Below are 24,685 nucleotides of genomic sequence, written 5' to 3' on the forward strand. Positions count from 1 at the left end.
CTATAATCCTTACTGGGGTGGTTACTACGGATATGGCTACGGAAATCCTTATTGGGGATGGGGTGGCGGTTACTGGGGTAACAACTATTACAGACCGGTTTATAGAAGAAGTGGGATGAATGGTAACACTTACTCAGGAGGATTTGGTAATTCTAACAGCAACAGAAATTCTATCATCAGAAATAGTGGAGGTTTCAGAAACAGTAATGCTTATACTGGCGGATTCAGAAATTCCGGAAATGTAGGGAATACAGGAGGATTTAGAAATTCTAATAACTCAGGTTTCAGACAACCGGGAAATATGAACGGAGGAACGAGAAATCAATCTTCAGGATTCCGTCAGCCAAGACCTAACTATAATTATCAGCAACCGCAACAATCTCAACCGAGATACAGAAACGATAGTGGCTTCAGAAATGACAGCGGTTTCAGAAATAGCGGAGGTTATAATAACTCCAACAGTGGAGGCGGCTTCAGATCAGGAGGTGGTTTCAGTGGTGGAAGCAGCGGTGGCGGATTCAGATCCGGCGGCGGTGGAGGCGGTGGCTTCAGAAGATAAACTGTTTTCAAATCTCAAACGTAATAACTATTAAAAAATAATGTTAAAAAAATCTTTAGTCTTAATGGGTGTTGCTGCTGCATTTTTTGCACAGGCTCAGGATGTATCTATAATCAGGAATTCGATTGATGTTTATTCAGGTTCGCCAATGGTGGGTTCTGCTAAATTCAATGCAATGGGAGGAGCTAATGGTGCTCTTGGAGGTGATGCGAATTCTCTTTTAACAAACCCTGCCGGTTTAGGGGTTGCAATTTCCGGGGAAGTAAATGGTACTTTATCCATTTCAAATTATAAAAATACTTCGTCTTTTGGTGGTGCTGCCATTGATTATAATAAAACGAAAGGTGATTTAGGAAATGTTGGGGCGGTAATGACTTTCCAATTGTTATCTGAAAGTGCATGGAAGTTTATCAACGTTGGGGTGAATTTTTCAAGCCAATCTATAGATAATTATATTGAAACTCCTGGAAACAGTAATATCATTTATGATTTTGATGCGGCTAATAACATTAGTTCTTCTTACGGAGGGCACGCGTATAGCAGATCAGGATATTTAACCAGAACAAGTTTAGGAGTTGGAGCTAATTACAATCACGCTTTATATATCGGAGCCGGTTTGAATTTCTTCAATACAAGCATCGATCAATATGATACGGCAAGATTTAATTCTACAGCTAACGGTGCAGCAGAATACTTTAATAAAAATGAAACACCTTTCTTTGAAAGAGGAAGTGGTTTCTCTGCTTCATTGGGGGTAATCGGAAAAGTTGGACCAATGTTCAGATTAGGAGCTTCCATCGAAACACCTACATTTTGGGAAATCGACAGAAGCTATGACTTCTATAACGATGCTGTTTACGGAGACGATACGGCTATCGAAAACAGAAGATTCACTTCTCCGCTTAAAGCGAGTGTGAGTGCTGCTTTTGTTCCAAGTAAAAATTTCTCTTTGGATGTTGACTATACTTTAGGTTTAACAAAACCAAAATATAAAGAATACAGTGGTGCAGATGTAGAAATCAACAATTTCTTTAAGGACAATTACAAAAATTTATCAGAATTAAGAATTGGTGCTGAATACAGATTGAAACAGGTGAGATTAAGAGGAGGTTACTCTTATGCTTCAAGCCCTATCGATGCATTAACGGTAAGCAGATTTAGTAATGATGGAGGAATTTCTGATGCGTCATACAGTAACCTTATTTTGAGCGACAGAAATGCGCTTTCATTTGGTATTGGTTATGATTTTGGATCCTTCTATATTGATGGTTCTTATCAGAATATTTCATCAAAATATACCAATCCTTTTATGTTTGGAATTTTGGATACGGCTAATGGAATTAATTCCGCGTATTATTCTTCTACAAGAACGATCGAAAGTGATGCTTACATTGTATCTGATGTAAAAAGCGTTAGAAACAATTTCTTCCTTACATTAGGTTGGAAATTTTAATCATTGAATTAAAACTAAAATATAAAAGCTCCGAATTGTACATTCGGAGCTTTATTTTTAATCAGGATTCTGAACTAAATTTGGTTGAATCTGAATCTGCTGTTCAGGAATATATTCCACAATTCTATTATGAGTATAAGGTACAGTATAAAAAGGATTAACTCCGTTTAAGTGTGTACCCGGATAATTTCGATCAAGATCTCTTTTGTTTCTGAAAACATCATATTTTCTATGGGCTTCAAAAGCTAGTTCCAGCCTTCTTTCTTCCAATACAACGTCTAAAATGGTATAACCCGCAGGAACTGAAGTGTAATTCGGAATTCCTGCTCTTGTTCGGATGAGATTTACATCAGCAAGTGCTGACGAAGTATTTCCTTTTTTAGCATACGCTTCCGCTCGGTTAAGATACATTTCTGCAAGCCTCAAAATTACAGGAGACCACAACTGTGGAACACTTTCCTGCATGGAGCATTTTAATACATAAAATTTAGGATAGCCGTTTCGTTTTTCCATGTCATTATCAAGGTAAACATAGGTTTTTGTTCCTCCGGAATTGATGAAATAATAACTCGTCTTAAACGGAGTTACTTCCGTTTGTACCTGATAATTGACCCCATTCCAGGTGAAAAATGTATTTCCGCTTTGCTGGAAAGTGGGTTGGTATTTATAATTGTAAGTTACCGCGCCTGAAGCGTTGTTTTCTTTCTGCGCCCAATACGCAACGGGGACCAATGGAGTTTTATATTTTGGTGAAATAAATTTCAATCGGGCATCTTCAGGGTGTTTATTGATGAGATCTAAATAGGTTGAAGACGGGTACATTTCGCCCCAGCCCACACTCTGAATATTCACATACATCGAGCCGATGGTATTCCAGCCGTCGTTATAGTCACCATCCTTATTATATTTAAAAGCGAAAATAGTTTCGGTATTATTTTCAGGTGCTCTGGTAGGATAAGAAGGTAATTCAGTTTTAGATAACATGGCATACTTTCCTGAATTGATCACCTTATCAGCATATTCAATAGCTTTATCATTATTTTCCATGTACAGATACACCCTCGAAAGTAGTGCTTGGGCTGCTTCTTTAGAACCATAGATGTTTTTTTTATCTAAAGTCATCAATTGTTCGGCTTTTTTTAAATCGCTCACCACCTGATCGTAAATTGCTCCCACTGTTGCCCTTGGAGGAAGGTCGTTTACATCATCCGAGGTTTTTAACGGTACTCCAAGGTTGCTGGTTCCCTGATTATAAGGTCTTCCGAATACATTTACCAAAGAAAAATATACATAGGCTCGTAAAAAATAATTTTCACCAAGAAGCTGATCTGTATCTGCATCTTTTCCTTCTGAAGTTTTAGCGATTACCCTGTTGCAGCCTACTATCGCTTTGTAGCCTGTATTCCAAATAGTGTTGGTTCGGGTATTTGTTTTAATGCTTCGATAGTTGTAATAATAGAAAAACTGGTCTGATGTTGTTCCGCTAATGTCTACATTGTCTCCTGCATATTCACCTACACGATAAAGATTGTTGAAAAAGCCGCCGCCATCTGCATCTCCTTTCAAAAGAGCGTAATTTCCTAATGTGATGGTTTGTAATCCTGTGGCGTCTCCCAATATGACATCAGATTCCTTGGAATCATAAGGAGTACGATCTATATTGCATGAAGCTAAAGACAATAAAAGTAAGGGAATTAATATTTTTTTCATGATTGTTTACTTTTTAAAATGAGAAATTAAAACCTAAAGAAAATCTTCTGGGAATAGGATAAATAGCTCCCGCAAAACCAGAATATCCTGTTTGTCCATCTGCTGCTCCAACTTCAGGATCTACACCTGAAAATCGGGTAATGGTGAATAAATTTTCAGCCATAATATAAATTCCTATAGATTTTATATTCAGTTTTTCAGTTAATGCTGCCGGAAAATTATACCCAAGTCTTAATGATCTTAATTTAACGTAGCTTGCATCTTCCAAATAACGAGATGATGGTCTGTTACTTAAAGTGTTGCTATCATAATTGGCAACAGGATGAGTGGCGATGTCTCCCGGTTTTTCCCATCGGCTCCAGCCATCTTTTAGAACCATTTGGTTATAAGAAGGATAAGCTCCGTCAGAATCAAAAAATTCTCTGTAATAATTGTAAACTTGCCCTCCTTGGGAGAAATAAAGATTGGCATTTAAGTAAAAATTCTTTACCGTTAAATTGGTAGTTACTGATCCATAATAATCTGGTGTGGTGGTTCCTACAACTTGTACAGAAGCTTGATTGTAATTGGTTGTTAAGTCTTTGCTGCCATCAGCGTTGATTATCTCCCATTGCGCTGCCCCCGTCGTAGGATCTACGCCCATCCATTTTCTCATATAAAACGAGTTTACATCATATCCGGGGATGGCAACGTGGTAATTATTAAGAATTTGAATATTATTATTTCTTGTTGAGAGCACATTGTTTTTATACATACTCACATTAAATCCTAAATCCCAAGTCACGTCTTTATTTCGGATAATGGAATAGTTAACATTAAATTCCCAACCCTTATTTTGGACATCCCCTACATTTAAGTATTGTTTATCAACTCCTGTTAATGCGGGAAGTGTTACCAGCATTAATAAGTTTTTAGTTTTATTGCTAAAATAATCTACATTTAAAGTCAGTCTGTTGTCAAAAGCTTTAATATCTGTTCCGATATTGTTCTGATAAATTGATTCCCATGTTAAATTAGGGTTACCTAATTGATTCCATGTTCCACCTACCTGGCCGTCATATTTTTGAATTAATGAATATAAATCCTGCCATCCGTAATTCGGGCTTGGTGTGTTTCCTACCAATCCGCGGCTGGCTCTTAATTTCCATTCGTTGATTGGTTTTACATTGAAGAATTTTTCCTTATGAACATTCCATCCTAAGCTGTAAGAATAAAATAATCCGTTTCGTTGGCTTGCTCCAAATGCGGAAGAAGACTCGCTTCTTAATGATCCCTGTACAAAATATTTTTTATCATAAACATATTCTGCATTGAATAATAATGCGTTGTATGCTCTGTTGTATTTTGTACCTCTTGGAATTGCGCCCGAGGAAGCGCCTGTGTCGAAAAGTTCAGTTCCGGGAACGATCCCATAAACACCTGCGCTAGAAGATTTGTAAAACCTGTCATTATATTCGTAAGCAGCCAAGGCATTCACGTTATGAACTCCAAAATCTTTATCAAAACGTAACATTTGATTGAAGAATTTAGTGATATCTCTATAATTAGACTCTCTTAAGCCTCCTTTATTACTGTTTCCGGAAATGGATCGGGGATCTGTATAATAAAAATCATCATAATTTCTATACGTTACATTGTTTGTGGAAATAAATCTCAGGTAATCTGTAATTTTAATTTCCGCATCAATGTTTCCGATAAGATCCAATTGGTTACTTTTTCCGTAATTCCATTGTTGATCGTATAAATAGTTTGTATTATCTCTTCCGTACCAAGGTGTATAATTGTTAGGGTTGATTAGATTTCCATCTTTATCCCTTGGGTTGTCCCAGGGATTGTTAAGATACATTTCAAAAAGATTACCTTGTTTATCATCTTGAGCAGTGTAAGATAAGCTTAATTTAGGTTTTATTATCAACCAAGGTTTTATGGTTTGTTCATGATTAATTCTAAAAGATAATCTGTTGTAATCAAGTCCTTTTACGGTTCCTGTTTCATCGTAATAATTTCCGGAAATATAAGTTTTGGAAGTGGGAGAGCCGCCTCTAAAGTCTAATGTATAACTTTGTACAACGCCCGTCTGGGTGCCGTTTTTCAACCAATCATAGCCGGGAGTCCTCAATTCTTTGGGTACGGGAGGTGCATTTTTTAAAGTTGAATAATAATCGTATAACTGAACGCCATCCATCAGTTTAAAACGTCCGTTATTAAATGTGTTGAATGAATTGTTCATCGAAACACTCAAAGTTCCCTTTCCTGAATTTCCCGATTTGGTAAATACCTGTACGATACCATTGGCTCCTCGTGAACCATATAATGCTGTTGAGGTGGCATCTTTCAGAATGTTAATACTTTCAATTTGGTTGGGATCCAAGTTTGGAACACCCGGCATCATTACACCGTCTACTACCCAAAGCGCTTGGCTGGGGCCATTGAGGGTAGCGGTACCACGAATTCTGACGGTAGCTGAAGTACCAGGACCTCCGCCGCCTTGCATAATTTGGGCTCCGGCTGCTTTTCCTTGTAGCATGCTTGATACATCAGATGTGCTGGCATCTTTCAGTTTTTTTTCAGAAACAACACCAACAGAAGCTGTAAGACTGGATTTTTTCTGTGCTTTATACCCAATAATTACAACGTCTTCAATGTCTTTTTCTCTAAGGGTGTCCTGTTGTTTTTTTACTGTTTGGGCAGATGAGATTCCGTACAATAAAAAAAAGCAGACCCCTGTAGTCAGGTTGATAGTTTGTCTTTTCATACATAAGCGATTTTTATAAAAGCTAATGTATAAAAAATATCAATTTAATTATGTTTTTATTCTTAATTTAAGTTAAATATTTAAATTAAATTTAATTATAAAATATTTATTTTATTTAATTTTTAATTATTGTGAAATTTTTATTGAGTTTTGTTAAAATTTATCTTATAATTTAATCGAAATGATTTGAGATTTAGAAAATAATTTTTTTAACGAATAATAAAAATCACTTTTAATTGAATTTATGCTAAGAAAAAAGCTTAAAAGTTTCTTTTAAGCTTAGTAATTTTTATGATAAATTTAAATTTTACCTATTAATGAACATGTCCCACATGAGAGTGATTATGGAAAAGATGCATAGTTAAGGCCAAAGAGACTCCTAAAATCACCAATCCGATCTTTAACCAGTCGATATTATGATTTTTATTGCTCTCAAAAATGATCACAGAAGAGATATGAAGGAAAATTCCGCCAACAATTGCCAAAAAATACGGTTGCAGATTTGGGTTGAAATAATTACCCAACATCATTCCCATTGGTGAAGCAAGTGCAAATAATGCCACGATCAACATTGATGGGTAAGAAGCACTTTTAGATTCTCCGTTTCGGTTAAATAAAAATGCTCCCAAAATAAATGAGATCGGAAGATTATGAAATACAATTCCCAAAAGATAGGGTGACAATTCATGTTCTTCATTTGCCAAAGGTATTCCTTCGATAAATGCGTGAATGAAAAGCCCCACCATTAAAGCCATCGGAAGGATATTGTGTTCGCTGTGATGATGAAAATGTCCGTGCTCGAAGCCTTTTGTCAGTGCTTCAAGAATCATTTGCAAAAGAACACCTCCAATAACGAAAATTCCGAGGCTACTTCCGGCTTCAGCAGTGTAAACCTGCGGAAAAACTTCATTTAAACAAATGGTAATTAAAAATCCGGCACTTAAAATTAATAAATTTTTTGCCAGTTTTTCTTTCTTGCCAAAATATTTTCCCAGAAATACGCCCGCAATAACGCTGAAAATCAGTAAAAGTACTGCTATCATTTTTTCTTAAATAAATTGATGCAACGAGGTGAAGATTCTTTATTAAATTCGTTCAGCTGATAATCGCCCCAAACTTTTATTCTTTCAAAACCAAATTCTGAAGCATAAGCGTTTATAGTTTCCAGCGAGTGCAGTTTTACTTTTTCAAAATAATGAAAAGGCTTTCCTTTATCTTCAAACTGAATATCCTTAATAATATGTCGTCCTTCGATTTTTTTTACAATTTTAAAATCAATTTCGCCACGTTTTATAGTTGATTCAGGAATGATGCCTTGTCTCACGAAATCTTCATTCAGATAATCCAAAACAAAAAAACCGCTTGGTTTTAGCGCATTATAAACCGACTTGAAAACATTTTTATCATCGCTTTCGTTATCAAAATATCCGAAGCTTGTAAAAAGATTGAAAACGGCATCTTTGGGCTCTGCTTCGACAGGGTTTCTCATATCATGAACCTGAAATTTCAGGGTTTCATTTTCAAACTGTTTATCGAATTCTATACTTTGTCTGGAAAGATCCAAACCAAGCACATCATATCCCAACTTATTAAGAAAAACCGAATGTCTTCCTTTTCCGCAGGCAAGGTCGATAATCTTAGAATTTGGCGGTAACCCAAGGTCCGCAGTAAGCTTTGTGATGAAGTTTTCTGCTTCCGTATAGTCTCTGTTACTGTAAAGCAAATGATAATAAGGGGTATCAAACCAAGATTCAAACCATTCCATAGTGCAAAAATAGTGTTTTTTGGTCGACAGTTCATAGTGCTTGGTTAATGGTTTTTATCATTTGCAGTGATTTCTATTAACTATAAACTGATAACGAACCACTAAAAATGATTATTTTTGCAGCATGAATACAGATAATCTACAGATTCAGATAAAAACATTTTTCGGGCTGGAGCAAATTTTAGCAGAAGAAATTAAGAAATTAGGAGGAAGAAAAGTTGAGGTGAAAAACCGCGCGGTAAACTGTGAGGGAGATTTGGGCTTTCTTTATAAAATTAATTATTCGGCGAGAACGGCTTTGAAAGTTTTGGTTCCGATTCATGAATTTAAAGCGTTTAATCAGCATCAGTTTTACGACAGACTTTTCAAATTCAACTGGGAAGATTTTATGGATGTTGACCAGTCTTTTGCGATTGATGCAACGGTTTATTCTGAAACTTTCAAGCATTCACAATTTGTAACACTGAAAATGAAAGATGCTATTGTAGATTATTTTCAGGATAAGTTCAAAAGACGTCCGAATGTAGAAACGAGCCGTCCGGATATCAAGTTTCACCTACATATCGACAGAGAATTGGTGACCATTTCTATGGATTCTTCAGGTGATGCTTTGTTTAAAAGAGGCTACAGAAGAGAGCAGGGCGAAGCGCCGATTAATGAAGTATTGGCAAGCGGAATGCTTCAACTGGCAGGTTGGGACGGAAAAGGTAATTTTCTTGATCCGATGTGTGGTTCGGGAACGCTTTTGATTGAAGCGGCGATGATTGCGATGGATCTTCCGGCTCAGATTTTCAGAAAAAGATTCGCTTTCCAAAACTGGAAAAACTATGATAACGAGTTGTTTACAAAAATTAAAGAATTCAGAATCAACAGAGTGAAAGAGTTTACAGGGAAAATCGTTGGTTACGATATTGATGCAAGAATGCTGAATGCGGCAAGAATGAATATCGAAGCGGCTGAAATGGAAGATGTAATTGAGGTGAGAAAACAAAACTTCTTCGATTCTAAAAAAGAGCTTTTCCCGTTGTTGATGGTTTTCAATCCGCCTTATGACGAGAGAATTTCTATCAATGATGATGATTTCTACAAGAAAATAGGAGATACTTTTAAAGCAAATTATCCGAATACACTGGCTTGGCTGATTTCTTCTGATTTGGAAGCGATGAAAAAAATTGGTCTTCGTCCGTCAAGAAAGATCAAGCTTTTCAACGGAAAACTGGAAACGAGATTCCTGCAATATGAAATGTACGAAGGAACGAAAAGAGTTCATAAATTTGAAAAATAATATGGAAAACCTTTCTTTGAGGAAAGGTTTTTATTTTTTTAGGAGCTTTTTCCCGCTTTCCGCACTCGCTATTTTTTTAGATTTGGCTCGGCGGCGAAGCCGCCGAGCCAAATCTAAAAAAATGAGCTCAAACAAATGCTTCAATCGCGGCTGGGGTTTTTGGTATATTCATAACGGTTCTAAATGCTCTCAAGTTTTGTCATGCTCAAATAATTTAATCCAAATTCTTCCTATTTTTGTTTAAAACTCAAATTAAAAAACAATGCCTTTTGATTTTCTTGAAACTGTTGGAAAAACTTTAGATATTTTAGGTCTTTTAATTGATACCGGAGCTTCTTTGCCTTCTGATAATCCTCAAAATGATAAAATTAAAAATAGTAAAATAAAGTATCTTGCTGAAAAAACAAGCATTGTATTCTTAATTCTAGCTTCGGTTTTGTTATTTTTTGTTTTGAAAAATCCTTTCCCTTTAGAAAATTTTATAAAAACGCTCATTGTTATTTCCTTGATTGGTTTGGCGATTTCTTTCATTTTCTTCTTTATTTTATATGTTTTAGAAAAGTTTTATTTCAGAAGTTTTGGACAGCTGATCTTGTTTTGTTGTTCTTCAATTATTTTGAGTATCGCTCTTGTCATGTTTATTTATTTTGAATCAGGAATTTTTTAATTGATAAATTTTATCAGAATAAGCTGTTAAACTTTTTGTAGGTTCGTTTTCTAATAAGTAATTTTGAAAAATTTTAAATTTGAAACCTACAATTTCCATTATCGTTGCTATTTTTAACCGAAAAGATGAACTTTTCGAACTTTTAAATTCTCTTACTGCGCAGACGGACAAGGAGTTTGAAGTTATTATTGTAGATGATGGTTCTTTTGTGGATCTGAAACCGACAATTGCTAAATTTGATACGATTTTAACTATCAAATATTTTAAAAAGGATAACTCAGGGCCGGGTTTATCAAGAAATTATGGTGCGAGACGTGCCGAAAATGAATGGCTTGTGTTTGTAGATAGCGATGTGATCGTGGAAAAAGATTATATCGAAAATATCAAAAGGGATATTCTTGAAATTCCTTGTGATGCCTTTGGTGGTGCAGACAAAGCACATAAAGGGTTTAATTTAATGCAAAAAGCCATTTCTTATTCCATGACTTCTGTTTTTACCACAGGTGGAATTCGTGGAAATAAAAAAGCAGTTTCAAAATTTCAGCCAAGAAGTTTTAATATGGGCGTGAAAAAAGAAGTTTTTGAAAAAGTAGGCGGCTTTTCCGAGATGAGGATTGGGGAGGATCCCGACTTGTCGATGACACTTTGGGAAAACGGATTTACAACCGCTTTTTTTGATAGTATTGCGGTGTATCACAAAAGGAGAGTAGATTTTGGTAAGTTTTCAAAGCAGGTTTATCAGTTCGGTTGCGCAAGACCAATTTTAAATCAAAGACATCCGAACTACGTAAAAATTTCATTTGCTTTCCCGACATTGTTTATGTTAGGTTATATTATGGGATTTTTAGAGTACTTTATCATGGGGAGAGGGATTATTCTTTCTTTTTACGGCCTGTATACTTTTATGGTGATGCTTCACGCATTGATTGTTACTAAAAATATTAGTATCGCTGTGATGGCCGTTATTTCCACTTATATCCAAATGTTTTCATACGGTTATGGCTTCTTAAAATCCTGGATTTTATTGAATATTTTCAGAATGAAACCTGAAGATGCTTTTCCAAAACATTTTCATAGAAAATAAAAGCTGTCGAAAATTCAACAGCTTTTATAACAATAAAATTAGGATATGGAAATGAGTTCATGGTTGAGAATGCCTACTTTCAGCATGCATTCTTTCATCTTTTCGTATGTTCGTTCGATATCGTGATCCAGACCGATTGAGAATCTGATCAATCCATCGGAAATGCCCATTGTCACACGTTCTTCTTCCGGGATTTCAGATGAAGTAGAGCTTCCTGAGCATGAGAATAAAGTTTTGTAGAATCCTAAACTTACGGCTAGATATCCTAGATTTTCCTGCTGCATCAATTCCATCAATTCATTAGCTTTATCGGTAGTTCCGGCATCCAAAGTTAATAATCCGCCAAATCCGTACTCTTCATGCATCATACTTTTCATTAATTCATGATTTTTGTGTGATTTTAATCCTGGGTAAGAAACTTTTAAACCATCATTCTCAAATTTTTCGGCTAAAAACATTGCATTGTGACTGTGTTGTTTCATTCTGATATGAAGCGTTCGTAAATTTTTCAAAATACTCGCTGATCTGAAACTATCCATTGTTGGACCCAAAAGCATGCAAGCTCCAGTGTTCACATTTTTAGTATCATTAATAAATTCCTGACTCGCGCAATAAACACCACCTACCGTGTCGCTGCTTCCGTTGATGAATTTCGTTAAAGAATGAATTACAATATCGGCACCCAAAAGAGTAGGAGAGATGGAAAGGGGAGAGAAAGTATTATCAACAATCAGTTTTAAATTGTGCTTTTCACAAATTTCAGATAACTTTCTGAGATCAGCAACTTCCAAAAGTGGGTTGCTCACACTTTCACAATATATAATTTTTGTGTTTTCATTTATTGAATTTTCAATCAATTCAAAATTACTGATGTCAACAAAAGTGGTTTCAATTTGATAAGGCGGAAGAAAATTCTTTAAAAAAGCATACGTTCCACCGTAAATTGTTCTGCTCGAAATAATATGGTCGCCGCTTTTGCAAACCTGCATCAATACGGAAGTGATGGCTCCCATCCCTGATGCAGTAACGTTTGCAGCCTCTGTATTTTCCATTTTGGCCAAAGCCTGAGAAAGATACAGATTCATAGGGGATGAATGTCTTGAATATAAATAGCATCCTTCTGCGTTTCCTTCAAATGTGTCAAACATTGTTTTTGCAGAAAGAAAAGTATAGGTAGAGCTGTCTGAAATAGAAGGATTCACTCCTCCGAATTCACCGAAATACTGTAAATCCTGAATTTCGTTGGCTGCATTAAAATCTTCCATGATATTTTTGTTTTAAAAATGAATTAATTTCATATTTATAACAATGGAAATTTTAAATATTAGAATATAAATCTAAGAAAATTCGTTTATGTAGAAAAAATGTTTATTATATTTGGATTCATCAAAATTTCACCAAAAAATTATCTATGAACCTTGACGAAATTGATAAAAAACTGCTTCTTTTTTTACAGGAAGATTCTAAACAAACCACCAAAGAGCTGTCTTACAAGCTTGGTTTATCTGTGACTGCTGTTTATGAGCGTGTTCGAAAGCTTGAAAACACGGGGGTGATTTCCAAATATGTTGCTTTGCTGGATAAACATAAAATCGAGAAAGATTTTGTGGTTTTGTGTCATGTAAAATTAAGTCAGCACAAAAAAGAATATGTGCTTCAGTTTGAAAAAGAAGTGATGGATTTACAGGAAGTTACCGAATGTTTTCACGTAAGTGGCGATTACGATTATATTCTTAAAATCTGTGTGAAAGATATGGCAGATTACAGAAATTTTATGTTGACCAAACTTACGACCTTGCAACATATTGCGAGTACTCACAGTTCGTTTATGATCTCTGAAGTGAAAAATACAACGGCGATTGTTTTGTAATTAAGTGTTTGTTTAGAAGCTATTTCCCGCTTTTCGCACTCGCTATTTATTTTGGTTTCGGCTGCGGCGGCTTTGCCGCCGCAGCCGAAACCAAAATAAATGAGCTCAAACAAAGCTTCAATCGGGGCTATGGTTGAGGTCAATCGATTCAAAACCGGTAAAATATTTTATATTTTTTGTCATTCCATAAGAATCGAATCATAATATTAGAAAATGTAAAATTCTTTCTTATTCGTCAGAAAAGTAGGTGTAAAAATTTAAACCAAAACTCCATTTTTAGACGGAATAGCTTCCGGAATATCGGTTTCTCCCGTCATTTGCAAAAGGTCAATTTCAATAGTTCTACAAATCGAAAGTATCGGTACGTCGAACATTAATCCCGCAAAAGGATTTTCAGAATAATCTCCAACCAATTCCATGATGATGTAAATCCAGCCGATGATGATGCAGAATGGTATTGAAGTCCAGATTCCCCAGTCGCCCAGTTTTTCAAATTCATTTACTAAACCTAAAGGAAGTAGTAAAATAAAAAGCACGTTAAAAATAAATGCCGTACTCGCAAACTGCCTTGGAGAAGGGAATTTTTTAATTCTTTCCGCCTGCCCCTGAAATCCATAAAATTCATTTAAAGCCGTCTGCAATTGCATTTGGTTAAAATCGGTAATAGAATCTATATTTTTTAGATCATTAACATCTTTTGCTTGCTGAGAAATTAAAAACGTTGCAAAATTTTTATAATGCGATTTTAAATTTACTTCCTCTTCAGAAAGATATTTATTCAAAAATAGAGGTGTTCTTGTATAGTCAGGAAAACCTGCTTTAATCAATCTGTTTCTTCTTTGATTGATATTGTGATGATGCTCTTCTTCAGCGCTGATATGTTCCCATTCTGTCGGAACCAAAAGCTGTTCACGAAATGCATACAACCACGCAATATGACGGTAAACAATTTTCTTTTTTCTATCTTCCAAGTCAAAAGTTCCTATATTTTCGTTATTGGTGTTGAAGGCGTAAACCATTGAGGCAAAAGATCGGCTTGAATTCACAATTCCGCCCCAGATTTTTCGAGCTTCCCAAAGCCTGTCGTAAGCCTGATTGTTTTTAAAACCAACCAAGAAAGCTTCAGCAGTACCAATCAAAGCAACCGGAACCCATGGAATCGTCATCCATTGCCAATGAAAAAAGTGAAATAATACGGCGATAAGTGTGCACCAAATCGAAATCCAAATCAAATGAACTCCCGATAAATTGAGAACCTGTCTGTAATTGAAATACTTCGTTGTAATCATAATTTGTGTATGTCGCTTTATTGTGAAACAACATTGGAAAGCAAAATAAATACCATTTCCAAATACGATATTAAAGTTACATTTTATTTCATTTCAAAATAAAAAAATAATCAAACCTTATTAATGAAAATAAAGGTTTGATTATTTGAAAGTTATAATGAAGTGATCGTAAAATTTAGCTTGATAAAAAATATTTTTAGATCATTATTTATCTTTTTAGTTGTAAGATTTTGTATTTTTTGCCGGATGAAATTGGTTGGCTGTAAAATATAGATCTCTGAAATCATAATCAGCATCAGCTGTATGTTTTGCAGCTTTAAGTTGAGGTTCAGTATCAAAATATTCGTAGCTGAAATGTCTTCTTTTTGCTCGTTTTTTACTGCAATGGCAATATAAACGATCTTGCTGGGTATGCTCGGTAAGGCTGATGGTTTTTACCTCTGTATTTTCTAGTTTTGAAGCTTTTTCAAAAGTTCCGGGATCAAGCGTAAACCAAGGTTCGCCATGATAAAAGAAATGATCTATAATATCGATGTGATCTGTATGTTTTTGATTGGCTGGCGTGGCTGAATGATACCCTTTGCATTCTGTGCAGAACGCTACTTTAATTTTTATCGACATAATATTATGATTTAAAAGTGTGCTTAGTGTATATCAGAAGTTATGCCACAATTGTCTATTGTTAACTTAAATTTTGCTTTTTAAAGGTTTAATTTTAAATTTTTGTTAATACAAAATGCTGTTTTTATGAAAATTAAATTAATTGAAACTGAGGCAAAAAAAATCAGAATAGAAAATTTCCTATTCTGATTAAATTAATCGATTTTGATTCGTTATATTTTTATTTTGAATTAATATTTCAGCATTTCTTCAATTTTAGCACTCAGTTTTTCAGCGTTTGGAAGCATTTCCTTTTCCAAAACCAAGTTGATCGGAACGGCAGGAACGTCCAAAGACCCCATTGTTTCAACCGGAGCATCTAAATATTTAAAGCAATTCTTAGAAATACGGTGTGCAAAAGCTTCTGCGAAAGAATTGTTAAGTTGTTCTTCCGTTAAAACGATACATTTTCCGTGTGCTTTTACTCTTTCGAAAACCAATTCTTCATCCAAAGGAATTAGTGTTCTCAAATCGATCACTTCAATTTTTCCGTGAAAGTTTTTCGCAGCTTCTTTAGCCCAGTAAACGCCCATTCCGTAAGTTACCACCAATAAAGTTCTGCCTTTTTCGGTTTCATTTTTATTTGCTTCAATGACTACTTTTCCTTTTCCGAAAGGTAAAATGTAATCTTCAGCCGGCTCAATGGTTTTCGCATCTTCAGTTCCCGGAACTTTGCTCCAGTAAAGACCTTTATGTTCCAGCATAATCACCGGATTTGGGTCATAATAAGCCGCTTTCAATAAACCTTTAAAATCTGCAGCATTGCTTGGATAAGCGATTTTGATCCCTTTAATATTCGCTAAAATACTTTCCACACTTCCGCTGTGGTAAGGTCCGCCGCCGCCGTAAGCGCCAATCGGAACACGGATAATATTACTAACAGGGAATTTTCCTTGACTTAAATAACTTGATTTTGAAATCTCAGTAATTAACTGATTGATTCCCGGATAGATATAATCTGCAAACTGAACTTCAACAATAGGTTTTAATCCAACCGCGCTCATTCCGGCGGTAGAACCAATGATATACGCTTCCTGAATTGCTGTATTGAAAACTCTTTTGCTTCCGAATTTTTTTCCTAAAGTCACCGTTTCACGGAAAACACCACCGATTCTTTCTCCAACATCCTGTCCGTACAACAATGCTTCCGGATGTTTCCACATCAATTCCTGAATCGCGTGAATGGCAGCATCTACCATAACGATCTTTTCACCGCCTTCCGGCTCACGCGTTCCTGTTTCTTCCGTAATCAGAGTTGGTGCAAAAACGTGATTCATAACTGTTTCAGGCTTTGGATCTTCTGCTTTTTGAGCTCTTTCAAAAGCTTCTTCAGCTTCAAGCCTTGCTTTTTTGGTGATTTGCTTTAATAATTCTTCATCAACGCCAGTTTCCAGCAAATGTTTTCTCAGGATCTCTCCCGGATCTTTTGCTCTGTGTTTAGTTAAATCTTCCTCATCTCTATAGAACTCTCTTCTTACCCCTGAAGTATGATGGCCAATAAGAACAGTTTTAGCACAAACTACTAAAGGTTTTCTTTCAGACCTAACGAAATCAATCGCTTTTTTCATCACTTCAAAGCTTTCAACGAAATCGGTTCCGTCTACTCTCATTCTGCTTAAACCCGCGAATCCTGCAACGAAATCGTAAGCATCACAAGTTCTTGCTTCTTCTTTGGTTACTGAAATACCCCATTCATTATCCTGAACAAGGAAAATAATAGGAAGTTGATGTAAAGCTGCAAATTGCAATGCTTCGCTCACTTCACCTTCGGTTACAGAGTTGTCTCCTAAACTACAAACTACAACCGGATTGTTTTCGAATTGCTGTAATTCAAAATCCTGAATGTATTTAATTCCCTGTGCAACTCCTGTTGTAGGAATGGTTTGCATTCCCGTTGCAGAACTTTGATGAATAATTTTAGGCTTATTTTCATCCCTGCTTGAAGGATGGGAATAATACGATCTGCCTCCCGAAAAAGGATCTTCGGCTTTTGCCAGTAACTGAAGCATTAATTGATAAGGCTCGAGACCAATTCCCAAAAGAATGCTTTCGTCTCTATAATAAGGAGAAACCCAGTCTTCTTTTTTTAACTGATAAGCGGTAGCCAACTGTATCGCCTCATGACCTCGTGATGTGCTATGAACATATTTACAAACATTTCTGTTTTCTTCATAAATATCTGCCATCGCTTTGGCAAGCATCATGTGATTATAAGCCTTAATTAATATATCTTGAGAAACTTTTTCGTGCAGTGTATTTTCCATAGAAGACAAATATACATAAAAAAACAAAACACTAACAAGTGTTAGTGTTTTGCATTGAATTATTTGTTAATCAGAGTTTTAATATTACTCTTTAATTACTTTTTTGGTAACTACATCATTCCCAGATTTAACTTCGATGATGTAAATTCCTTTAACATATGTTGATAAATCTACACTGGTATCGCCATTAATAATGCCGCTCTGTAATTTTTTACCTGTTAAATCATATACATTGAATGTAGATTTTGCGGAAGCTTTTAATACTTTTACAATATCTTTAGTAATTGTTGGAGCTACGATGATACCGTTATCTTTTACAGTTTCACCCGTTGCTAAAACTTGTTGAGTGTATCCTGTTGCAAGGATAGAATAGTTTTGAGGTGCATTTGCTCCAGTACTATTTTTCAAAGTACCTTTATTACCAATTTCAATTCTATATGATCTGCCAGCTACTGGAGCATCAATAACAACTTGTTCAACATTGTCTACAGTATTATCTCCTTTTGTAGCAGCTGCCGTAGGAGTAAGTGGATTAAGTTTCCATGGTTGATAAACAGTATTGGTTACAGTATCTACAATTCTTAAATCTAAGTCGTTTATTAATCTTGATGATCTATTATTGTAAGCATCATCCCAAGTTAAATTTGTTGGAATTGTATACGCAGGATCAATCCAAGAAATAGTAACTTTTAAAGGTTCAGTTCCAGAAGCAATTAATGTTTTTTGATTAGGAGTACCGCTTGTTAAAGTTTCATCGTTAAATAAGATTGTATTATTAGACTTCCCAACTAATAGCTCAGCTCCTTTTTTTGCATTGATATATCCCCAACCATACCATGCATCAGGACCAACAGTTCCTGCTTCCGATGCAGAATGTACCATTAAAGTTTTAGCGGCAGCTGCATTTAAATCTGCATTGTTGAACATTGATTTATATATCTGCATCCAAAGTCCGATAATACCAGTCACTTGTGGAGCAGACATAGAAGTCCCGCTGTTAATTTGCCATCCAATACTTCCTGTTGTATTTTCTGCAGTTGATGCCATCCAAATATCTGATCCCGGAGCAGCGATATCTGGTTTGATACCACCATCATCTCTTGGGCCGGCACTACTGTAATCGGCTTTTACAACATCTGTTGAAGCTGTATATCTGTAGTTGTTAGTTGTGATAACTTCTGTAGCAGCTACAACAATAATATTTTTAGCTAAAGAACCAGGTCCGATACAATCTCCACCGTTACCACAGTTTGTTGCAGGAAGAGTATCCGTGGCTGTAAATGCAGCAAGTGATCCATTTTCGTCAGTATAATATTTAGGAGCTGTTGATCCACCTGGTAAAGCAGGTCCCATACCAAAATAGTTACCTGCAGATTTTACAATAACATTTGTTGGATTACTGTATACTATGTTATCATAGTTTTGATCTTGGGTAAAATATGTCCCTTGTAGATCAAATGAAGCAGTAGGATCAGTAGCAGTAGCTGGATAGTAAGCTCCATTCCAAACTAGAGCAGTTGCACCTGAGACAGTTTGAATATTCCATCCAGCATTACTTCCGTAAGAGTGGTTAGAAATCTTAGGTTGAGCTGCTAGTATCTTTTGAAATACAGTACTAGTAGTTGTGTTGCCAGGTAAGGTTGTTGTTGCGAATCTGTAAGAATCCATTGTTGAATTTAAAGCGATTCCCATAGCATTCCCTTGCATTGTTGTTCCATCTTCTGCGGTTGCTGTTAAAGGAGATGATTTTGCACCTACAATACTTGCAACGCCAGTAGCGTGTGCACTGTATGCATTTGTTGCAGCTTCTTTGTTAGAAATTCTTCCAGCTGTATTATTAAATGCTGTGTGAGGAGCATAAATTCTTCCTCCATCAAATATGGTATAAAGAATCCCTTCTCCTTTAAAAGATCCTGCCAATCCATTAACTCCACCTGCTGTAGTTAAAGCATCTACATTGTTGTTTAGGATTTGATTCTGATCATCAGCTTGATAAAAATAAGGTTTATTAAGGAAAAATCCCGCTAGGTTTTCTCTTTTTTCTTCGATTTCTTTTAATACTTCAGGAGATTTATTAGCTCCGTAACGTTTTGCAACATAAGAATCGAACTTCTCATTGTTCTTATTTTTTTGTTTTTCAAACTCTCTGTTTAAAGCATCATTGTTTTGTGCACTTAGTAATGTAATGGCTAAAGTGCTAACCAAAAGTAAACATTTCTTCATGATATATTAAATAATTTAAAATAAATTCGCTTACAAATATATGTAAAATAAGTAATTGATAATGTGCTAAATTATTAAAATTATCTAAAATTCAAAATTTATTTTTGAATCATTTGTTAAAACCTAAAAAAGTAACATTAAATTTTAAAATTGGTTTTAATTATGAACTTGAAAAAAGTTAATTATTATCCAAGCGATTGTAATGCCTTAATGTAAAATTAAGTAACTTTACATTCTCTTTTATAATAAAAGCTAGAAAATTACATGTATTTAGTTTTTGACACAGAAACCACGGGTTTACCAAAGAATTTCAATGCTCCGCTTTCAGACTCAGATAACTGGCCAAGAATGGTTCAGATTGCCTGGCAATTGCATGATGATGACGGAACTTTAATTGAAAATCAGGATTATATTATAAAACCGGAAGGATATGATATTCCTTTCAACGCCGCGAGAATTCACGGGATTACAACGAAGATTGCCAATGAAGAAGGTCGGGATCTTGAAGAAATTTTAAATGAATTTGCTAAAGTTTTAGAAAAAGTAAGAGTTGTTTCCGGTCACAATGTTGAGTTTGATTATAATATTGTCGGAGCCGAATTTTACAGAAAAAATATTACAGACAACCTTCAGGAAAAACCAAGAGCCGATACAATGATTTTGGGAACAGATTATTGTAAACTTGGTGGTGGTAGAGGTGGCAGATACAAGTCTCCGAAATTGGAAGAACTGTACGAAAAATTATACGGTCATAAGTTTGATGAAGCTCACAACGCGGCGGCCGACGTAAATGCAACGGCTCAGGTTTTCTTCGAGATGATGAGAATTGGGATTATTCCTGCGGAAGTGTTGAAAACTTCGGAAGATCAGCTGGCTTATTTCAAAACGCTTCATCCGGATCCGATCAAGCCTTTCAGTATTGTTATCAGAAGGCAAGTTGCCGATTTTAACAATAAGAAAAAGCAACAGGATTTCGGAAGTGTTGATGAGATTGATCTTGGTAAATATTTCAATTTCGACAATCACAGCGTTTTTTCAACATTAACGGCAACTTCAAGCATTAATGACCTGATTAAAAAAGCAACGGATGATAATTTTCCTGCCGTCGGAATGGTGGATTTAGGAAATATGATGGGTGCTTTCAAGTTTGTTTCTGCGGTTGAAGGAGTGAATGGTGACCGTACGAAAAAGCATAAAGAATATTTAGCAAAAAAACAGGAAGCAGAAGAAAACGGAACGGAATTTAATGAAGAAGAACCGCCTTCTCAGCCGTTAATTCCTGTGGTGGGTTGCGAATTCTATATTTCAGATCGTTACGAACAGAAGCAGTTTACCAAAGATGATCCTGATAGAAGGACGCAGGTTGTTTTACTGGCGAAAGATTTTGAGGGATATAAAAATTTAGCAAAACTTTCAAGTATCGGTTTTCTGAAAGGTTTCTATTTCGGGGTTCCAAGGATTAGCCGAGAATTGATCGCTGAGTATAAAGAAGGTGTTATCGCTTTAACTTCAGGGATTTTCGGAGATATTCCGGATGCGATTTTAAATACCGGAGAGCAAAAAGGGGAGGAGCTTTTTAAATGGTGGAAAGATACTTTTGAAGATGATTTTTATGTTCAGATTCAAAATCATAAACTGCCTGAAGAAGAGCATTTAAATGATGTTTTGCTTCATTTTGCAGATAAATATAATGTTAAAATTTTAGCCCAAAATGAAACTTTTTATTCCAATAAAGACGACTCTAATATTCAAGATATTGTAAGCTGTATCAAAGATGGTGAAAAGCTGTCAACGCCTGTAGGGAAAGGGTTTGGTAAAAGAAGAGGATTGGCTACGGGAGAGTATTATATCAAAAATGCGGAGGAGATCAAAGAAGCATTTTTGGCGTATCCTGATGCTTTTGATGCGTATGAAGAATTTACGGCAAAATTTAAACCTTATACGTTAAAAAGAGACGTTCTTCTTCCGAAATTTGATATTCCTGAGGAATTTATTCATGCTGAAGATGAGGTTGATGGAGGAAAACGTGGCGAGATGGCTTATCTAACTCATTTAACTTATGAAGGTGCAAGAAAAAGATATGAACCAAACCCGGGGATAACGCCTGAGATTAAAGAACGTTTAGATTTCGAATTAGAAGTTATCGCCAACACAGGTTATCCTGGTTACTTTTTGATTGTACAGGATTTCTGTAACGAAGCCCGAAATATGGGCGTTTGGGTTGGTCCAGGTCGTGGTTCTGCGGCTGGTTCTGCGGTTGCATATTGCATCGGAATCACCAATGTTGATCCTATTAAATACGATCTTCTTTTTGAGAGATTCCTGAATCCGGAAAGGGTTTCGATGCCCGATATTGATATCGACTTTGATGATGAAGGTCGTGATAAAATTATCAAATGGGTTGTGGAGAAATACGGTAAAACTCAGGTTGCACAGATTATTACATACTCAGTTTTGGGTGGGAAGTCTGCGATTAAAGATGCCGGAAGAGTTTTGGATGTTCCAATTCCTGATACGAATAATATTGCCAAGCTGATACCTCCGAGTCCGGGGATGAATATTGCGAAAGCTTTAGCAAAATATGATAAATTAAAACCAGAAGAACAGATGCTCGTTGATGAGATGAGATATGTTCTTAATAGTCCTGATGATTCCCGTCATGGTGTTTTGGCGAGTGCTAAAAAAATGGAAGGTTGTATCCGGAATACGGGTATTCACGCCTGCGGGGTAATTATTACGCCTGAAGATGTGAGTAATCTGGTTCCGGTGACAATTGCTGCAAAAGATGCGGATATCTTGGTTTCACAATTCGATAACTCGGTGGCGGAAAGTGCCGGATTATTGAAGATGGATTTCTTGGGTCTTAGAACATTGACGATCATTAAGGATGCTTTGAAATTAGTAAAAGCAAGATATAATATTGATATTGATCCGGATGAAATTCCTCTTGATGATACCAAAACCTATCAGTTATTTAAAGAAGGAAGGACGGTCGGGATTTTCCAGTATGAAAGTCCGGGGATGCAAAAGTACATGAGAGAGCTGAAGCCAACAGTTTTTGCCGATCTTATTGCGATGAATGCTCTTTACCGTCCGGGACCTATTAAATATATTCCGAATTTTATTAACAGAAAACACGGAATTGAAGAAATTGTTTACGATTTACCAGAAACCGAGGAATATTTAAAAGAAACCTACGGAATTACCGTTTATCAGGAGCAGGTAATGTTGTTGTCTCAGAAATTGGCGAATTTCACTAAAGGTGAAGCCGATACGTTGAGAAAAGCAATGGGTAAAAAGCAGATCGATGTTCTGAATAAAATGTACCCGAAATTTATTGAAGGTGGAAGAAAAAATAATCTGAACGAAGAGCGTTTAGAAAAAATCTGGAACGACTGGAAAGCCTTTGCGGAATATGCGTTCAACAAATCTCACTCGACTTGTTACGCGTTTATTGCTTATCAAACTGCCTTTTTAAAAGCCAATTATCCTGCAGAATATATGGCGAGTGTGATGAGTAATAACATTAACAATACAGATTCCATTACCATGTTTATGGAAGATTGTAAAAGTATGGGAGTTGATGTTTTGGGACCGGATGTAAACGAATCTCAGTATAAATTCTCGGTAAATGAAAAAGGACAGATCCGTTTTGGCTTAGGGGCGATTAAAGGGATTGGTGAAGGGCCAAGTGAAGCGATTACAAGAGAAAGAGCAGCAAATGGCAGGTTTAAAAATATCTATGATTTCTTTGAAAGGATCTTACCTTCTCAAATGAATAAAAGAGTAGCGGAAAGTTTGGTGTTAGCAGGAGGTTTTGATGAATTAGATTCTTTCCACAGAGGTCAGTATTTTGATATTGATATGGCGGGAAGAACGAATTTGGAGAGATTAATCCGTTACGGACAAAGCTTTCAGGAAAGTAAAAACGAAATGGAATTTTCACTTTTTGCTGATTTTGCTGATGAAGTTCAGATCGAGCAGCCGAAGTTATTGCCTTGTCCGGAATGGCCGAACATGCATAAACTGAATAAAGAAAAAGAAACCATTGGTTTCTATCTTTCGGCGCATCCGCTGGATGAGTTTAAATATCAGTTTCAGTTTATGGCGGGTAATCTTTCAAAAAAATCCGTGTTGGAAAAAGAAGAAGTAGGAAAAGCTGTTGTGGATGAAGCTCCGATTTTGGAACAGGATGCGGTAGATGAGACGACAGATTTAACCGAAATTATTTCCGACGATATTGTGGCTGGAGAAGAGGAAGAAATAATAGAAGAAGTCACGAAAAAAGCAGAACCTAAAGGAAATTTTCTCTTCCTTAATTTAGATGAGGTTGATGCTTATAAAGAACAGGCTTTTGCCAATAAACAGGAAGAATTATTTGAAGAAAAGAAAAAAGACTGGAAAACACTTCAGAAAGAAAGAGAAAATGGCGGTGGCGGAAAAGAATACACCGTTGCTGGTTTGATTACGGAATACGTCGTGAAAGATGGTTTCAGGAGTGGCGAAAAAGTAGCTTTTGTAACGTTGGAAGATTATTCAGGATCCTATTCTTTCCGATTGGGAGATCGTGATTATATGAAATTAAAGGAGAAGCTGGAAGTTCAACGATTTGTTATTTTTAAGATTAAATTTGCTCAGGTAAAAGACGGGCGAGTTTTTGTGAATGTAAATGATGTAATTGAGCTTCAGGAAGCTTTTGATAAATATGCTAAAAGTATTTCTTTAGTAATGGATGTGATGGATTTCAGACCGGAAGATTTAGCCTTTTTTAGAAATGTACTTCAGCAAAATCAAGGAAACCAAAAGCTTAAGTTCTTTATTAAAAATATTGAAGACGATACGCAGCTCGAAGTTCAGTCGATGAAACATTCGGTAAACCTCAGCGGAGAGCTTATTAAAAATATTCAATTACTAAATAAATATGAATTTTATTTGAATTAATAAGGTTTATTTTTCAATATTAACTAAAAGACGATAATTTTTATCGTCTTTTTCAATTATCATATTTGTGTGATGTAATCGATTGCTTTGATTTTTTTATATAAATTTGCGATTTTTAGTTAATTATATTTAAATAATGTATAAATTTGATTTGAATTTT

General features: G+C 35.7%; 15 protein-coding genes and 1 pseudogene. 7 read left to right on the plus strand and 9 right to left on the minus strand.

Going from position 1 to position 24,685, the window contains the following annotated elements:
- Together OXQ85_RS16815 and OXQ85_RS16820 are read left to right on the plus strand one after the other, a co-directional pair.
- A pseudogene (locus tag OXQ85_RS16815) lies at window positions 1-559 on the plus strand (hypothetical protein); the annotation flags it as partial.
- Window positions 560-599: 40 nt separating this feature from the next.
- Window positions 600-2,012: a hemin receptor gene (locus tag OXQ85_RS16820; protein WP_267405962.1), complete on the plus strand. Its 1,413-nt coding sequence runs from the start codon at window positions 600-602 to the stop codon at window positions 2,010-2,012.
- A 57-nt stretch (window positions 2,013-2,069) separates the two neighbouring features.
- On the opposite strand, the gene OXQ85_RS16825 is transcribed toward OXQ85_RS16820, so the two are convergent.
- From OXQ85_RS16825 to OXQ85_RS16840, 4 genes are all read right to left on the minus strand, one after another.
- On the minus strand, window positions 2,070-3,722 hold the full coding sequence (locus tag OXQ85_RS16825; protein WP_267405963.1) for a RagB/SusD family nutrient uptake outer membrane protein: 1,653 nt from the start codon (window positions 3,720-3,722) through the stop codon (window positions 2,070-2,072).
- A 13-nt stretch (window positions 3,723-3,735) separates the two neighbouring features.
- On the minus strand, window positions 3,736-6,477 hold the full coding sequence (locus tag OXQ85_RS16830; protein WP_267405964.1) for a SusC/RagA family TonB-linked outer membrane protein: 2,742 nt from the start codon (window positions 6,475-6,477) through the stop codon (window positions 3,736-3,738).
- A gap of 314 nt (window positions 6,478-6,791) precedes the next feature.
- Window positions 6,792-7,517: a ZIP family metal transporter gene (locus OXQ85_RS16835; RefSeq protein ID WP_267406145.1), complete on the minus strand. Its 726-nt coding sequence runs from the start codon at window positions 7,515-7,517 to the stop codon at window positions 6,792-6,794.
- Window positions 7,517-8,242 carry a class I SAM-dependent methyltransferase gene (locus OXQ85_RS16840; RefSeq protein ID WP_267405966.1) on the minus strand — a complete coding sequence of 242 codons (726 nt, stop codon included), beginning with the start codon at window positions 8,240-8,242 and terminating at the stop codon, window positions 7,517-7,519. The genes OXQ85_RS16835 and OXQ85_RS16840 overlap by 1 nt, the downstream gene beginning before the upstream one ends.
- Before the next feature lie 124 nt (window positions 8,243-8,366).
- Here OXQ85_RS16840 and OXQ85_RS16845 point away from each other — a divergent pair, with 124 nt between their 5' ends.
- The 3 genes from OXQ85_RS16845 to OXQ85_RS16855 all read left to right on the plus strand — a co-directional run bounded on the left by OXQ85_RS16845 (window position 8,367) and on the right by OXQ85_RS16855 (window position 11,278).
- Window positions 8,367-9,527 (plus strand): class I SAM-dependent RNA methyltransferase, encoded by a 1,161-nt coding sequence (locus tag OXQ85_RS16845; protein ID WP_267405967.1) that lies wholly within the window; start codon window positions 8,367-8,369, stop codon window positions 9,525-9,527.
- 262 nt (window positions 9,528-9,789) lie between these two features.
- Window positions 9,790-10,194 carry a branched-chain amino acid ABC transporter substrate-binding protein gene (locus OXQ85_RS16850; RefSeq protein ID WP_267405968.1) on the plus strand — a complete coding sequence of 135 codons (405 nt, stop codon included), beginning with the start codon at window positions 9,790-9,792 and terminating at the stop codon, window positions 10,192-10,194.
- A 79-nt stretch (window positions 10,195-10,273) separates the two neighbouring features.
- Window positions 10,274-11,278 (plus strand): glycosyltransferase, encoded by a 1,005-nt coding sequence (locus OXQ85_RS16855; protein ID WP_267405969.1) that lies wholly within the window; start codon window positions 10,274-10,276, stop codon window positions 11,276-11,278.
- Between the two features lie 38 nt (window positions 11,279-11,316).
- Here OXQ85_RS16855 and OXQ85_RS16860 read toward each other — a convergent pair whose 3' ends face one another.
- Entirely contained in the window at window positions 11,317-12,543 is a 1,227-nt protein-coding gene (locus OXQ85_RS16860) for an aminotransferase class I/II-fold pyridoxal phosphate-dependent enzyme (RefSeq protein ID WP_267405970.1), read from the minus strand.
- Between the two features lie 146 nt (window positions 12,544-12,689).
- Between OXQ85_RS16860 and OXQ85_RS16865 the strand changes: the two genes are divergently transcribed.
- Window positions 12,690-13,148 (plus strand): Lrp/AsnC family transcriptional regulator, encoded by a 459-nt coding sequence (locus OXQ85_RS16865; protein WP_267405971.1) that lies wholly within the window; start codon window positions 12,690-12,692, stop codon window positions 13,146-13,148.
- 257 nt (window positions 13,149-13,405) lie between these two features.
- Here OXQ85_RS16865 and OXQ85_RS16870 read toward each other — a convergent pair whose 3' ends face one another.
- From OXQ85_RS16870 to OXQ85_RS16885, 4 genes are all read right to left on the minus strand, one after another.
- On the minus strand, window positions 13,406-14,437 hold the full coding sequence (locus OXQ85_RS16870; RefSeq protein WP_267405972.1) for a bestrophin family ion channel: 1,032 nt from the start codon (window positions 14,435-14,437) through the stop codon (window positions 13,406-13,408).
- 216 nt (window positions 14,438-14,653) lie between these two features.
- A complete protein-coding gene (locus tag OXQ85_RS16875) occupies window positions 14,654-15,058 on the minus strand; it encodes a hypothetical protein (protein WP_267405974.1) in 405 nt (134 codons plus the stop codon).
- A gap of 230 nt (window positions 15,059-15,288) precedes the next feature.
- Window positions 15,289-17,361 carry an alpha-ketoacid dehydrogenase subunit alpha/beta gene (locus OXQ85_RS16880; protein ID WP_267405976.1) on the minus strand — a complete coding sequence of 691 codons (2,073 nt, stop codon included), beginning with the start codon at window positions 17,359-17,361 and terminating at the stop codon, window positions 15,289-15,291.
- Window positions 17,362-17,445: 84 nt separating this feature from the next.
- Window positions 17,446-19,584, minus strand: coding sequence for a S8 family peptidase (locus OXQ85_RS16885; protein ID WP_267405978.1), 2,139 nt, complete (start codon window positions 19,582-19,584; stop codon window positions 17,446-17,448).
- A 264-nt stretch (window positions 19,585-19,848) separates the two neighbouring features.
- Here OXQ85_RS16885 and dnaE point away from each other — a divergent pair, with 264 nt between their 5' ends.
- On the plus strand, window positions 19,849-24,525 hold the full coding sequence (dnaE, locus tag OXQ85_RS16890) for a DNA polymerase III subunit alpha (protein ID WP_267405980.1): 4,677 nt from the start codon (window positions 19,849-19,851) through the stop codon (window positions 24,523-24,525).
- The last annotated feature ends 160 nt before the right edge of the window (window positions 24,526-24,685 follow it).

Origin of the sequence: Chryseobacterium sp. GM_Chr_2, assembly GCF_026540445.1 — a bacterium.
In the GTDB taxonomy this organism is placed as follows: domain Bacteria; phylum Bacteroidota; class Bacteroidia; order Flavobacteriales; family Weeksellaceae; genus Chryseobacterium.